At 52.5% G+C, this 13,896-nt stretch carries 7 protein-coding genes and 1 riboswitch; of the genes, 2 read left to right on the plus strand and 5 right to left on the minus strand.

Translation table 11 applies throughout. From position 1 onward, the window contains the following. Window positions 1-10: 10 nt before the first annotated feature. From ettA to PsAD13_RS22240, 3 genes are all read right to left on the minus strand, one after another. Window positions 11-1,660, minus strand: coding sequence for an energy-dependent translational throttle protein EttA (gene ettA / locus PsAD13_RS22230; protein ID WP_063289978.1), 1,650 nt, complete (start codon window positions 1,658-1,660; stop codon window positions 11-13). Between the two features lie 223 nt (window positions 1,661-1,883). Next, window positions 1,884-2,549, minus strand: a complete 666-nt coding sequence (locus tag PsAD13_RS22235) for an energy-coupling factor ABC transporter permease (RefSeq protein WP_063319499.1) — start codon at window positions 2,547-2,549, stop codon at window positions 1,884-1,886. Window positions 2,550-2,584: 35 nt separating this feature from the next. Further along, window positions 2,585-2,796, minus strand: a riboswitch (cobalamin riboswitch). Window positions 2,797-3,152: 356 nt separating this feature from the next. After that, the gene (locus PsAD13_RS22240; RefSeq protein WP_208986874.1) at window positions 3,153-3,968 is read right to left on the minus strand and encodes a hypothetical protein; all 816 of its coding nucleotides are present in this window, start codon (window positions 3,966-3,968) and stop codon (window positions 3,153-3,155) included. 426 nt (window positions 3,969-4,394) lie between these two features. Between PsAD13_RS22240 and PsAD13_RS22245 the strand changes: the two genes are divergently transcribed. Then, window positions 4,395-7,604 carry an EAL domain-containing protein gene (locus tag PsAD13_RS22245; protein WP_063319500.1) on the plus strand — a complete coding sequence of 1,070 codons (3,210 nt, stop codon included), beginning with the start codon at window positions 4,395-4,397 and terminating at the stop codon, window positions 7,602-7,604. A 44-nt stretch (window positions 7,605-7,648) separates the two neighbouring features. Here the strand turns inward: PsAD13_RS22245 and PsAD13_RS22250 are convergent, their stop codons facing one another. Continuing rightward, the gene (locus tag PsAD13_RS22250; protein ID WP_063319501.1) at window positions 7,649-11,398 is read right to left on the minus strand and encodes an AAA family ATPase; all 3,750 of its coding nucleotides are present in this window, start codon (window positions 11,396-11,398) and stop codon (window positions 7,649-7,651) included. Next, on the minus strand, window positions 11,398-12,645 hold the full coding sequence (gene sbcD, locus PsAD13_RS22255) for an exonuclease subunit SbcD (protein WP_063319502.1): 1,248 nt from the start codon (window positions 12,643-12,645) through the stop codon (window positions 11,398-11,400). Before sbcD ends, PsAD13_RS22250 begins: the two co-directional genes overlap by 1 nt. Before the next feature lie 378 nt (window positions 12,646-13,023). On the opposite strand from sbcD, the gene PsAD13_RS22260 reads away from it, so the two are divergent. Further along, complete coding sequence (locus PsAD13_RS22260; RefSeq protein ID WP_063319503.1) at window positions 13,024-13,755, plus strand: pirin family protein; 732 nt, start codon at window positions 13,024-13,026, stop codon at window positions 13,753-13,755. Window positions 13,756-13,896: the final 141 nt, after the last annotated feature.

Genomic DNA, 13,896 nt, shown 5'->3' on the forward strand with positions numbered 1-13,896 from the left:
CAAACTAGACTTAGCGAGTAAGTGGCTTGTACTTGATGCGGCTTGGGTCTGCAGCGTGTGCACCCAGGCGGCGAACCTTGTCTTTTTCGTAGTCTTCAAAGTTACCTTCAAACCACTCAACGTGGCTATCACCTTCAAAGGCCAGCATGTGCGTTGCAAGACGGTCAAGGAACATACGATCGTGCGAGATAACCACGGCACAACCAGCATAGTTCTCAAGTGCATCTTCCAGAGCTGCAAGTGTTTCGGTGTCAAGATCGTTGGTCGGCTCATCGAGCAGAAGAACGTTTGCGCCTGACTTCAAAACCTTAGCAAGATGCACGCGGTTACGCTGACCACCGGAAAGGTCACCAACTTTCGCCTGCTGTCCAGCACCCTTGAAGTTGAAGGAGGAGCAGTAAGCGCGTGAGTTGATCTCTTTCTTATCAAGGTAGATCACTTCAGCACCTTCGGAAATTTCTTCCCAAACGGTCTTGCTGTCATCCAGCTTATCACGGGACTGATCCACATAACCAAGGTGAACGCGGTCACTCACAACCACTTCACCGCTGTCTGGTTTTTCCTGACCGGACAACATCTTGAAGAGTGTTGACTTACCAGCACCGTTTGGACCGATGATACCAACAATACCGCCACGTGGCAGTTTGAAGGTCAGATCATCAATCAACAAACGATCGCCAAAGCCTTTGGAAACGCCTTGAACGTCGATAACATTGTTACCCAGACGCTCACCAACAGGGATCAGAATTTGCTCAATAGAAGGCATACGCTCTTCTTGAGCAGTCAACAGCGCATCATAAGCATTGATACGGGCTTTTGACTTGGTCTGACGGCCCTTCGGCGTCATGCCCATCCATTCCTGTTCACGCTTGATAGCGCGGGAACGAGCCATGTTCTCACGGCCTTCCTGCTCCATACGCTTGGTTTTCTGACCAAGGTAAGTGGAGTAGTTGCCTTCATAAGGAATGCCCTGACCGCGGTCGAGCTCCAGAATCCAGCCAGTCACGTTGTCAAGGAAGTAGCGATCGTGGGTAATGATCAGAACGGAACCCTTGAACTCACGCAGATGGCGTTCCAACCAGTGCACGGTCTCAGCGTCAAGGTGGTTGGTTGGTTCGTCAAGCAGCATCAGGTCAGGCTCGGACAAGAGCAGCTGACACAACGCGATACGGCGACGCTCACCACCAGAAAGGTTATTTACAGGAGAGTCGGATGGAGGGCAGCGAAGCGCTTCCATTGCCATCTCAACCTGGCTTTCCAGATTCCACAGATCCTGCGCATCAATGATGTCCTGCAGCTGAGCGCCTTCATCGGCTGTCTCATCTGAGTAGTTCATCATCAGTTCGTTATAACGATCCAGAAGAGCCTGCTTGTGCGCAACGCCTTCCATCACGTTTTCAAGGACAGTCTTGTCCTCATTCAGCTTTGGTTCCTGCGGCAGGTAGCCAACTTTGGCACCTTCTGCAGCCCATGCTTCACCGGTGTACTCTTTATCAAGACCAGCCATGATCTTCAAAAGAGTAGACTTACCTGCACCGTTTGGACCAAGGATACCGATTTTCGCATCCGGGTAGAAAGACAGGTGAATATTGTCGAGTACTTTTTTTGCACCGTAGGCCTTGGAGACCCCGTGCATGTGATAGATGAACTGGCGCGCCATGGACTGCCTGCATCTCCTGATCTGTGTAAACAATGAAATCTCTGGAGAGCACTCATAGTGGAAGCAGCGCCAAGGGGCAATCCATAACACTTCAGCGATGATCAAATCCGTCGCTTTTTCTCTTCAAACGGAGAATTTCACGACAACACCTGGTCACTTCCACGCAAGAAAAAGGGCAGCAGGTTTACTCTGCTGCCCCAATAACAAACAGGCTCGTAAAAATTTACGCCAGCTTCAGCTGCGGAACCACTGTCAGGTTCCGAACAATCGCATTGTCTTCAACGGCCTTGAGCCCCTTCACTGCAATAAAGGTGACCAATGGCTCACAAGCAACAATTACCAGATAAGACAGAGCAAACTGCGCCCATGCCGTAAACGGCGTAGCAACGTCCCCAATCATCAACCAGAAGCCAACCATGCCAGTCACACCAGCATAATACATCGCATCCAACTTCAGAATCTGCGCAAAGTTCACACGCTTGGTCAGTTCTTTGGAAAACAGCTCACGGCCACTCAGGTAATGAACAGCAATCAGCGGCAACATCAAAGACAAGCTGTTGACGCCAAGGTGGTACATGTCCTGCGGATCAAAAGCGAGCGCCTGAAACAGCAAGCCAATGGCAAACCCAAGCAGAACAGGGGTAAACCCGAGCGTTAGATACATCGCCATTGCACCAACAAAGTGAAGTTCTGATGCTCCAACAGACATATGGAAGCTCTGCATGAAAATGGAGAAGAAAACCGCAGCCAATAGCGTTTTCAGTGGTGTGAATGGCTCTTTCTGGAATTCTGAAATCTGCTCTTTGCAGCCCCAGACAATAACGCCAACGGCACCCGCATTGGCAGCAATAACCTTGGCGGCGGAAACGTAACCCGGTTCAATATGCATTTAATATGCTCCTCTTCGCACCCTCCGTGCGGTCATGAGTTTATGTCGTGTCGGGCAGGTTTCCTGGCTTATGGCTTTTGCGTCCTCCGCCTTCCCAGAGATCATCTCCAGTGGCTTTTATGAAGAACGCACCACGTAACAGTTGCGGGGGCAGCTGCGGTTCGGGCCCATCTTTGGTCATCCCTACCGCATTCCCTTTTCATCCAAGAAGCTTGGCTTCTACAGAACCCAACAGCGGGAATATCCTAAATTACAAGAGAAGACACAACTAGAAATAAGAGGCAGTTGGGATAAGCAACAATCAGAGGTATGCAACAGCCTTCGTAACCCGCCAGAGCTGCAGGCAAAAAAAGAGGCGTGTACCCGTTGGTACACGCCTTTAAGAAAGTTGACACTCCCCCATCCGAGTGCCAGCCGAAGCTGTATTTAGAAATATCAGAGTGCCCCATCTCTTCATTGATCTTCATCAAAATAAATAAAATTACCTCAGAAACATCGGATATTATTCAACATTACAAAAGCACTCAGATTTTCAATCGATTAAAACTAGAATAGATCAAATATATCTCGGGCAGCTTGCAACGAAAGTCTCAGTATTTTCTATTAGTTCTTGCTATAAGTTCTCTCCGAAGGTGCCTGCCACGAATATTTCCTTAGCCAATGCTCCTCAGGAGAAACCACAAAGCTCCAGGAGTTCTGCTGCTCTCCAGAATCATCAGGAGTTGAATCCGGTGTCTGAGTGGAAGCATTTTGGCTGGCAGAAATTTGGATTTTAAGCACCCCCTCACCTTTTCCAGCAAGCTTCAGCAAGCCAAGATCACTGTGAGATCGTCCAAGAAAAATCTGGGGTGCTGTTCCTATCCTCTCCCAGATAATTCGGGCAAGATCTGTTGAAGACACCGGCGCTGCGTGGGGAGCAACCTCGATAACCCGAAATCTCGGAAGCCCGTAGTTCAACTCTGCCATAGTGCGATCTACTTCATGGTCTCCAAAGCTTAAAACCCAAATCTGAAAGTGATGTTCTTTCAAGAACCCCACCAACTCTTTCAGAGGCTGAAAAGCGAACTCTCTATACGTTGCGCCAACAGCCTTTGGCCCGCGTAATGATAGATGAGCACGTACACTCTCAGAGTAATCAGCAAAGCTACCAAAACTGTCGCCAGCTTCAGGTGGTCTCACTTCATTGTCTGCGCCAGCCAGCGCGTCACTCCATAAAGCCCCATCGCCAACCAAAACAGCAACACGGTCATCGAGTTTCACATATTCAGGGCTCCCGGCCCGAGCCATACGCTCAATGCTTTCCACGATACCATGGCGCGCTGTGGTTGAGCTCCAACTCGGCAAGATGTTATCTCGCTCACCGCCAGTTGGCTGCAAAACCGAAACCGCTGAGTATAAAAACAAGCTGGACCACTGCATCGTTCAAGACCACCTGAAAGTTGTTTCAGCAAGATGGTGAACTACAATGCACATCAATTGCCCATAAAAAATGAACTAAATGCTGTCGTGAAAAGAGAAGAGAATCATAATTGACAGCCCGTCCCTCTTTCCTCTCAACTTGAAGATAAATACGAGTATTCACGTATATAAAGAATTTCACTCAACGAAACATTTACTTACAATTTTCATAAATTTGCTTTGGGAGTGTCAGATAAACGTCATATGCACCGCACTTTTCGATACTTTTTAGAATTAAACCCGGTTCATCCCTAGAATTCTTAATAAATGCGCAATAATTTCAAACAATTATGCCGAGGAATTTCCTGGGGTACCCAAATGCATTTTCGAGCCCTCTTACTTCCTGTATTGCTCCTTTTCGTTTTAATTGGTTTATCGATACACTTCATGTCAGCGTCATCGTATGCGTCGATTTTCGATCCTGCGACAGGTGGCCTGCACAATCAGCTCAATCAAGCTGAACTGCTCACTCAGCAGCAGAACCTATGGACCATATTGTCTGTTGGATTGTTCGCGCTTGGTGTTCTTGGATTACTTATTGTCTATTCCAGCCTGTTTATTCAGGAGCGTATGCGGGCGACCCGTTTTTTCAACCGTGCCCTTCTCCTCATCGCCATCAGTTCAGCAGCATGCCTGCTCATCGACACAACGCTGAACTTGCCTGATGTAACGGCACAATTGATCCTCTGGCAGTCTCAAGTGGAGTTCAAACCACAGGGGGACATCCACGCCGCTGCAATCCACGCAGCAATGGCAGCGATGATCGCAGTTCTGGCTTATCTGCCTCTATCGCATCAGCTGACACTGCGTGCGACGATCATTCTCGCACTCTCAATCGGCGGGGTCATCTACCCTGCCTACCTGAAAGGTGTCCAAGGGTTACTGCTTCATCCGATTAGCCAAAACACCGTGCTGTCAGTTGGTTTCGAGCAGATTGGCGGCGGTACCGTAGTCACATTGCTCGCAACATTCGTCGCCTTTTCCGGCATGTTAGTGACCGGACTAAGAAACTCACCAGCGTTACCTGAGTACATTCTGCGCAACACACAAAACTACAATGTGCTGCAGATCAAAGCAGGCGCGGCGCTGATGGCCGTTGGCGGCATCGGCTTTTCAGTTGGTAATACAAGTATTTATTCAGGTGAGTTGGGCAGTGCGATCTTCAACGTTCTTGTCGCAACTGGTGTCTCGGTAACATTGGGCGTTGCCCTCGGCTTCTTCGCACCTCGCAAGGTCATGTACCCAACCATTCTGTTGAGCATGATTGGCGGCTTGTCCTCCGTTCTCGGAAATGCCCAGCATCTGACCGTAGCGGGCGTCGCTCTTATTGCTCTGACAGCTTCAGTTGCTTCTATTGCAGTTGCACGCATCATCTATGCAAGGTCTAAGACCCACAAAGTCATCATTTACTACACCAGTCTTGGCATTGGCTCTCTGATTGGCCTCTTCGGCTTCACAACCGCACTACCAGCAGACCATGCACTGGCTGGGTTCAGTCTTGATAACTTTATACTTCAGGCCGTTGGAGCTTTACTGACCATCTTTTGGGCTTTCCTGTCAGGCCTGCTCCTGTTTACGTCCTTCAAATTTACGAAGCAGTTCCGCAAAGCCGACGAAATCGACCTGAATGAAACACCGATTGTCAGCACCATCAGCCAGATGGAGAACCTGATCGGCAAGTTGGTTTGGCATGACGCCAAGCTGGATGAGCGCTTACCGGTACGGGATAATGACCCGCAAGAGCGCCTTGCTTCAATCTTCAACACGTTCCTCGACAAACTGCAGAGCGATGAGAAACGACGTAAAATCAGTGAAACATCAAATAGTAAGCAGCAGGAAGAACTCAGCAAACTCGCCACATTTGCAGAAGGCGCGTTTGAAGGCCTCGCCATCTCGACAGATGGTATCATCGTAGAATGTAACCACGTACTCTACGAGCTGCTGGACTATCAGGCAGGAGAGATGCGTGGAACCAGTTTGCTGTCTCATGTCGCGCCAGATTTTCGCGAAAAAGCGCGTGAGAGCATTCTTGCCAATGAGCCGACCCCGAACGAAGTCATGCTTTTGAGCAAGTCTGGCGAGCGCATCCCGATTGAAGTTCGTGGTCGCTTGATGGAAGTGGCGGACGAGAACCTTCGTGTCTCAGCTGTACGTGATATGCGTAAGCAGAAAGAAGACGAAGCGCGCATTCTCCACCTCGCTCAGCATGACATGTTGACCGGCCTGCCGAACCGCACTTACTTCCGCGAACGCTTCCAAAAAGCAATCGAAAACCAGGCAAACGCAGAACAAACGATCTCCGCAGTCATGCTGCTGGATCTGGATCGCTTCAAAGATATCAATGATTTATATGGCCATCCAATCGGTGACAAGCTCATTCAGACAGTGGCCCGTCGCCTCAATGCATGCGTCACCCATCACGACACAGTCGCCCGTCTCGGCGGGGATGAGTTTGCGATCATTCAGGTCAATCTCAAGACAACGGCTGAAGTCGGTCTGCTGACCAACAAAATACTAGAGGTCCTGTCAAAGCCGATTCATGTTGGCAACAACATCACGGTCAGAACGAGCGCCAGCATTGGCATCGCGCTGATTCCAGACCATGGGACGGACCCGGATGAGCTGATGTCCAAGGCGGATATAGCGCTTTATGAAGCTAAAGAAGCTGGCCGAAACACCTTCGCATTCTTCGAAGACAAGATGGAAGAGGCCATCCTGCTGAGAAGAACAATGGAAGGCGACCTGCGTAACGCATTGGAAAATGAGGAACTTCAGCTCCACTTCCAACCGCAGGCACGCTCTGACACCCGTTCCATTGTCGGCTTCGAGGCTCTTCTGCGTTGGAACCATCCGGAGAAGGGCCAGATTGGACCGAACAACTTCATCCCGGTTGCGGAGGAAAGTGGTCTGATCATTCCGATTGGCCGCTGGGTTCTGAATGAAGCCTGCGCGCAAGCTTCTCAATGGCCGGAGCGCTATCGTGTGGGGGTGAACCTCAGTCCGGTGCAGTTCTGTGATGAGTACCTCATACAAGAAGTTGAAGGTGCATTGGCGCGAAGTGGGCTATCTCCGGAGCGTCTGGAGCTGGAAATCACTGAGAGTGTGTTGATCCACGACGACCGCCGTGCGCTCAATACCTTGAGGCAACTCAAAGAGTTAGGCATCACCATCGCTCTTGATGACTTCGGTACCGGTTACTCTTCCCTCAGCTATCTGCGCCGCTTCCCGTTTGATCGTCTGAAGATCGACCGCAGCTTTGTCAGCGGTGTAACTCAGACACCGGAACTGGCAGCAATCATCCGCGCTGTCATCGATCTTGGGCAGGCTCTGGGAATGGAAGTCATCGCTGAAGGTGTTGAAACTGAACCAGAATTAGAGCTGCTGCGCAATGAATCCTGCGATGAAGTGCAAGGCTTTTTGATTGGCCGTCCGCAAGTGATGGATGGCGAGATGGCAAAACATGTCAGCAATGCCAATCTGGAAATTCAGGCTTTAGACCAATACATCGCAGCACTGCAGGAAACTTCTCTGAAGCTAAAAGAGATTGAAAATCAAGCAGCTAAGCAAGATCATGAGATGATTGACGCAGGCGACTAAACCCGCACTCTAGTGCTGAAACAACAAGCACCCAGCAGGACTTATCACCATCCTGCTGGTGCATTCACCGCCACACGGCTGCGTCCGGCACCCTGCCTAACCACCTGAACCTGAACCGGAATTCTGTCCTTCAGCGCTTCCACGTGGCTAATGACGCCAACTTTTCTCCCCTGCCCCTGCAGCATTTCCAGCGCATCAATGGCAAGGTCGAGGCTTTCAGCATCCAGAGAACCGAAACCTTCGTCGATAAAGAGCGTATCAACGAACGATTGGCGGCCTTCCAAACCGGAGAGAGCAAGTGCGAGGCTGAGCGAAATAAGGAAGCGTTCTCCGCCACTTAGCGAGCGTGTGGAGCGTGGTGTGTCGCCCATATCGCGATCGATGACAAACAGGCCAAGGCCGAAGTCAGCCCGTTTCAGCTGGTACCGTGGCTTAAGCTGATGCAGCTGTTTGTTGGCCAGCTCCACCAGCAAATCGAGAGTAACGCCCTGCGCCACCTTCTGGAACTTGGAACCATCTGCAGAGCCAATCGCTTCCGAAATCGCCCCCCACGTCTTGGCGGTCTCTTTCGCTTCCAACAACAAACCCATGATTTGCTGGGCCTTTTCCCGCGCGTCCGCATCAACCCGCAGCTTTTCAGAAAGAACGCCCTTGTTTACCTGCAACTCAGCAAGCGTTTGCTTTGAGGCCTCCAACAACGAGGATAACTCCTCCTGCGGCTTCTCCGGCAAAGGCAGGGCCTCAACCGCAGCAAGCTCCTTCTCCCAAGTGGAAACAGCCGTTTGCGTTGCTAAGTAAGCGTCATCCAGCATCTTCAGCTCTGAGGCCAGTGCGTCCAGCTCCTGAGAGCTCCGCTCCTGCAATCCGTCATAGGCTTCTTTCGTCAGCCCCAAGCTCGCAAGTTCCGCATTTAACCTGTCAGCACAGTCGCTTAGCACAGAGGCCGCTTTTGCCTCCGCAGCTTTTGCCGCTGCCAATCCAGCCTCAATGCGCCCGAATTCTTCTCTTGCGTTGTTTTGTGCGTTGCTAGCGTTATTTTTGCGTTCTTTTGCGTTGCTGTGTTTTTCAGAAAATGCCGCCCGATGCGCCCCGGTCGCCATCCCACCCAACAACAGTTTCCGCTCTGCAGAGCGCTCCTGATGCAGCACGCGCAGCTGCTCCAACTGCCTCAGCAACTCGCCGGAGGATTTGGCCAGTCCATCCCGCCGTTCACTCAAACCACTCGTTTTCTGTTCAAGAGATTGCAGCGCGGCAGAAGTTGTTCCCTCCTGCTGCTCCAGTTGCTCCCAGGTGGAGATACACTCCTGCAAACTCGCCTTCAGTGCTGGTAACTCGGCACCAAGGGACCCGAACACCATGCCACCAGCCAGCAGCGTTTCACCAAGCCGCTGTTCCAATCGTGACTGTGCCTCAAAGTTCTCGGTGTGGCGACCTTCCACGCCAGAAAGCTCCACCTTGATAGATGAAACCTCTTCAGCCTTACGAGCCTGATCACCAACTGCTTTCTGGTGTGCATCCCGCAAACCACGCAGCATGACATCCAGCTGCTCCAGCTCTTGACGCAGCACGTCTTCCTGAACAAGAACGGCACGTAGAGCCTCAACCTGTGTCGCCACTTGCGCAAGCACAGCGTCCAGCAGGTCCGGCGCATCAAGCAAGCCATCAAGAGCAAACGCCACCTCAACCGGCGGCGCCAAAGCAGCCCACTGTTCTTCCGCCTCAACCCGAAGCGCATCAGCCTCACTGGCATAGCGTTCCATCAAGGCGGACGCATTTTTCTGCGATGCCTCACAGGCTGCAATCTGGCCGTTGACCTCGTCTAGGTTTCGCTGCGCAGCTGCGCGAGCTTCTTCCGCTTCCTTGCGCTGTAGAAACACGTCGCCGAACAGCGTGTCCAACGCAGCCCGGCCCTCCTGTGTATCTACGGGGTGATGGTCAGAACCACAGACCGGACATGGTGCATCATCCACCAGCTCGGCGCGCAACAGCTTCACCTGATCGCCTTGCGCCGCTTCAGCAAGAGTGGAAAGGCCGCGTGCTTTCTCAAGGGCTTCCCCTCGAAAAGTCAGCTCACTGGACGCTTTGCCTTTCGCCTGCTGCAACCCGGTCATCTGGTCCACCAGCTTCTTCCAAGTCTCACTCTCAGCCTGCTTGTTACGCTTGGCTTTCAAAAAGTGGCGAGACGTCTCCTGCAGTTTTTCAGCCCGCTGACGGAACGTAGAAAGCTGCTCCATGCTTTTACGGGCACTCTCAGCACCAAGAGCGGAAATCTCGCCCTTCTTGGCAGCAAACGCGCCTTCACACCCTTCCAGATCAGAGACAAACTGCTCCAGCTGGGCAGAAAGAGTGCTCTGGATATCGCTCAACTCACTCTCGCGCTTGCGCATCTGGGCAAGGTGCGTCGCATCTTTCGTCAGCGCAACCTGAACCCGTTCAAACTCATCCAGATCTGCAATCAGGCTATCCTGACGGTCTTTCAAAATCTTGGTCGCACTCAACCGCGCCATCTGCTCTTTCACAGTGGCTTGCAAGGCTTTCTGTTCATCCAGAGATTTGGTGTGCTCTGCCAGCGCTGCATCCGCCTGCTCGGCATCCGCCACAGCAGTGTCAGAGCGGTCCCGCAATTGTTTGCCTTCAACCTCAAGCTCACCCAGCTTGGTGTCCAGTTGCTCAGCTGCACTCCATTCCGGTGTCAACTTGGCAAGTTCAGCTTCCAGCTCATTGAAAACCGCATCAGCTTGTTTGGCCTGCTCTTCCTTGCCAGCAAGGTCTTTGCGGGCACCTTCCAGCATCACCCGGCTTTTTTCAGCAGCAGCACGGGTGCCAGCAACATCCTTCTCGGCCTCAACCACACGGTGGTTCACAGGCTCAAGAGATTTGATGCGCTCAAATTGCGCCTTCAGATCCCGCTTGGCCTTCGCATTTTCATGGCGGGCCTTCAACGCCACAAACTCATCCTGCGCAGACGCCAGCTTTGTCTTCGCTTCATCCAGTTTCTGCAAATGCCCCAGAGACTTGGCAATCGCATCCATATCTGACTGCATAGACTTGGATTGCTTCTCCAACTCTTCTGACTGCCCAACAAGAGCAGTGCGTTCTTCCTCTTCTAAAAGACCAGCCACATCAGACTTTTCTTCCAGTTTTGAGGTTGCATCCTTCGCATCAGTAAAGCGCTGGAAAATCTGTTTGGAAATATCTCTGTAGCGCTGCGTGCCCGTCACTTTTTCAAGCAAGGCAGCGCGCTCATTGTCATTGGCTTTCAGGAAGGCATCAAAATCCCCCTGCGCCAACAGCACAGTACGCTTGAACTGGTCATAGGTCAGGCCCAGCCGCTCTTCAACAGCCGCATCCACCTGTTTGATGCCGCTCTCAACCGCAGCATTGTCTTCAATGCGAACCAGCGAGCGCTCCACATTCTGCAGGCGTCCAGATGCTTTGTTGCGAGCCCGGCGCACAGTCCAGCGCGCACGATATCCAGTTCCATCCGCGCCAACAAAGTCCGCCTCAGCAAAGCCAGAAGCAGCCCCACGTGTGAGCACTGTGCGCGGGTTTGTTTCTCGCAGCTCAGCACCAGCAACATCTGGCACGCTGTCGCTGCTTCCCGCAGCGCTCAAACGAGGGCATTGCCCAAACAAGGCAAGACACAAGGCGTCCAGCAATGTGGATTTGCCCGCGCCCGTTTCTCCGGTAATCGCGAACAAACCTGCCCCGTTCAATGGCTCCTGTTCAAGGTCAATCTCAAACGGAGCCGCCAGACTGGCAAGGTTTTCGCCACGCACCGCTAGAATACGCATTACTCAACCTCCGCTTCTGCGATTGCGCGATAAAAATAGTCCAGATGTTTGGCTTCCGGCTCAATGCCGTGCACCCGCTCAAAAGCGGATTTGAAAAGCTCATCCGGCTGAATTTCAGAAAGGCGAATGAGGCTCTCGGCCTCAACACTCACCACCTCTTGCTGTTTTGGCCGCAACACTGAAACACCGGCACTGCGCACTGGATATTGCGCAAGGATCTGATCCACCTCAGCTTTTAGCCCACCGGCAGAAACCTGCGGTCGCAAATCCACATGCACAAACGGCTGCTGCTCTACTGGCAGGTCTGCATCCAGCTCCAGCGCCACAAGAGCTGGCACCAGCTCCTCCAGCAGCAAGCCACCATCCCCTTTCAGGCGATGGAATGGCACAGGTCGGCTAAGAGGCAAGCGCTCAATGGAAAGCACACCGGCATCAGAAAAGCTCAGCAGATTAACGCCGTGCTTGTAATGTTGCTCGGTGACGGAAAGAGGAAACGGGGACCCGGAATAGCGGATGGTTTCCTTGCCCACCTTCTGCGGTTTGTGCAAATGCCCAAGCGCCACATAAGTCAGATCATCAGGAAACTGCTCCCACGGCATGGCATGCTCACCGCCAATCAGAATACGGCGCTCCGCCCCTTCTGACTCCAGACCACCCGCCACATGCAAGTGACCAGTCGCAATAAGCGGCATCTCACCAATCTGCTCACGAGCTTGCGAGGCTGCCGCTTCATAAAGCTCTGCCACAGCCCGCACCACAGGAGACCCTTCCTCTGAAGAGGAGAAGCTCAGTCCCGGCAAATCCGTCGCCCGAGGAAACGGCAGCGCCAGCACATAGGCTTTCACGGCACCATCACTGTCATGAAGCGGTACAAGATGATGGGAAAGGTCCAGCAAACCGTCGTTTCGGCGCACCATGCCAACCGCCTGCACGCCAATCTTTTGAAACAGCACACCCGGCGCTTCCACACGTCCGGCAGGGTCATGATTGCCAGCAGTCAGCACCGTCACCAGATGCGGGCGCTTCTCGCGGAACCGCGCGAGTGCCTCATACAACATCTGCGTGGCGTCTGCGGATGGGTTCTGGTTGTCAAACACGTCTCCTGCCACAACCAGCGCATCCACCTCATGGCGTTCAATCAATTCTTCAAGCTCCATGAAGAATTGTTGATGCTCATAGGTGCGCGACCAGCCATTCAGACTCTGGCCAATATGCCAGTCTGCTGTGTGCAGGATTTTCAACGCCATACTACCTGTTCCACGCTCCAAGCCTTAAGGGCAGCCGTTTTGAAGGACAGCTGCATCATGACTCAGAAATCTTTCATTAACCAATCCGCAAATTAGGCGGAGGACCTACCAGAAGTCTTTAAAGCGCGGCGCTAACCCACAGATTTAGGGGCTTTGGCACAAGTAGCGCACAGGAATCTGTGCCAGCACCTCCCCCTGCGAAATTTTTGAGAAATTCAGAGCCGGATTTTGCAGTTTCCGAAAACACGCCCCGAATCTGTTCGTTCACTAATGGCGAACAATCAGATCACCAAAGCTTACCTTGTTCATTCCAAGCACTGGAATATCTTTAAGGGCATGACGACACCACTGTAAATATTAAGAAATCAGGAGAGCCCCATGTCTGTTACAGCATCTGATTTGAAACTGAGAGTTCGCCCTTCCCACCAGCGCGGCCATGCCGATGCAGGTTGGTTGAAATCCGCCCACTCCTTCAGCTTCGCCAGCTATTTTGACCGCAATAACATGAACTTCCACAATCTGCGGGTCATCAACGATGACTGGGTCGGCCCGGATGGCGGCTTCCCCATGCACCCCCATGAGAACTTCGAAATCTTCTCCTACATGCTGGAAGGCGCGCTGGAACACAAAGACACCATGGGCAACGGCAGCACCGTGCACAAAGGTGGCATCCAGTTCATGAGCACCGGCACCGGTGTGCAGCACTCCGAGTTCAACCCCTCCAGCACGGACGAAACGCACCTGCTCCAGATCTGGCTGATCCCGGACCGCAAGAACACCACGCCGCGCTATGAGATGCTGGACCTGAGCGACGAAGCCCGCAGCGGCAAACTACAACTGTTCCTCTCTCAAGATGGCCGTGACGGATCCATCCGCACAGAAGCCGCCGCCGATATCTATTCCGGCAAGCTGGATGGCGCTGACACCATCAACTTTGAGCTGGCAGACGAGCGCGCAGTCTACGTGCACGTGGCCCGCGGCGAAGTGCAGATCGGTGGCCAAACGCTGAGTGATGGCGATGCCATTGAAGCTGAAGGCCGCGGCACGCTGGAACTGAGCAACGGCAATGGGGCTGAGGTCATTCTCTTCCACCTTGCACCGCGCGGCTAAACACAACACACACCCCATCTGGACCACCCAATGCCTGACAGGTTGGCATTGGCACATTGGAGGGAGGCACTCCTCAATAACAACAAAAGCCTCCCTCTCTTTTTTCCTTCAGAAGACTCACCTTGCAATACTACAAGGATA

The organism is Pseudovibrio sp. Ad13, assembly GCF_001623225.1.
Classification (GTDB): Bacteria; Pseudomonadota; Alphaproteobacteria; order Rhizobiales; family Stappiaceae; genus Pseudovibrio.

Excerpts from the sequence above, each read along its gene's own strand:
- ettA (WP_063289978.1), bottom strand. The coding sequence starts at position 1,660 with ATGGCGCGCCAGTTCATCTATCACATGCACGGGGTCTCCAAGGCCTAC.
- PsAD13_RS22235 (WP_063319499.1), bottom strand. The coding sequence starts at position 2,549 with ATGCATATTGAACCGGGTTACGTTTCCGCCGCCAAGGTTATTGCTGCC.
- PsAD13_RS22240 (WP_208986874.1), bottom strand. The coding sequence starts at position 3,968 with ATGCAGTGGTCCAGCTTGTTTTTATACTCAGCGGTTTCGGTTTTGCAG.
- PsAD13_RS22245 (WP_063319500.1), top strand. The coding sequence starts at position 4,395 with ATGTCAGCGTCATCGTATGCGTCGATTTTCGATCCTGCGACAGGTGGC.
- PsAD13_RS22250 (WP_063319501.1), bottom strand. The coding sequence starts at position 11,398 with ATGCGTATTCTAGCGGTGCGTGGCGAAAACCTTGCCAGTCTGGCGGCT.
- sbcD (WP_063319502.1), bottom strand. The coding sequence starts at position 12,645 with ATGGCGTTGAAAATCCTGCACACAGCAGACTGGCATATTGGCCAGAGT.
- PsAD13_RS22260 (WP_063319503.1), top strand. The coding sequence starts at position 13,024 with ATGTCTGTTACAGCATCTGATTTGAAACTGAGAGTTCGCCCTTCCCAC.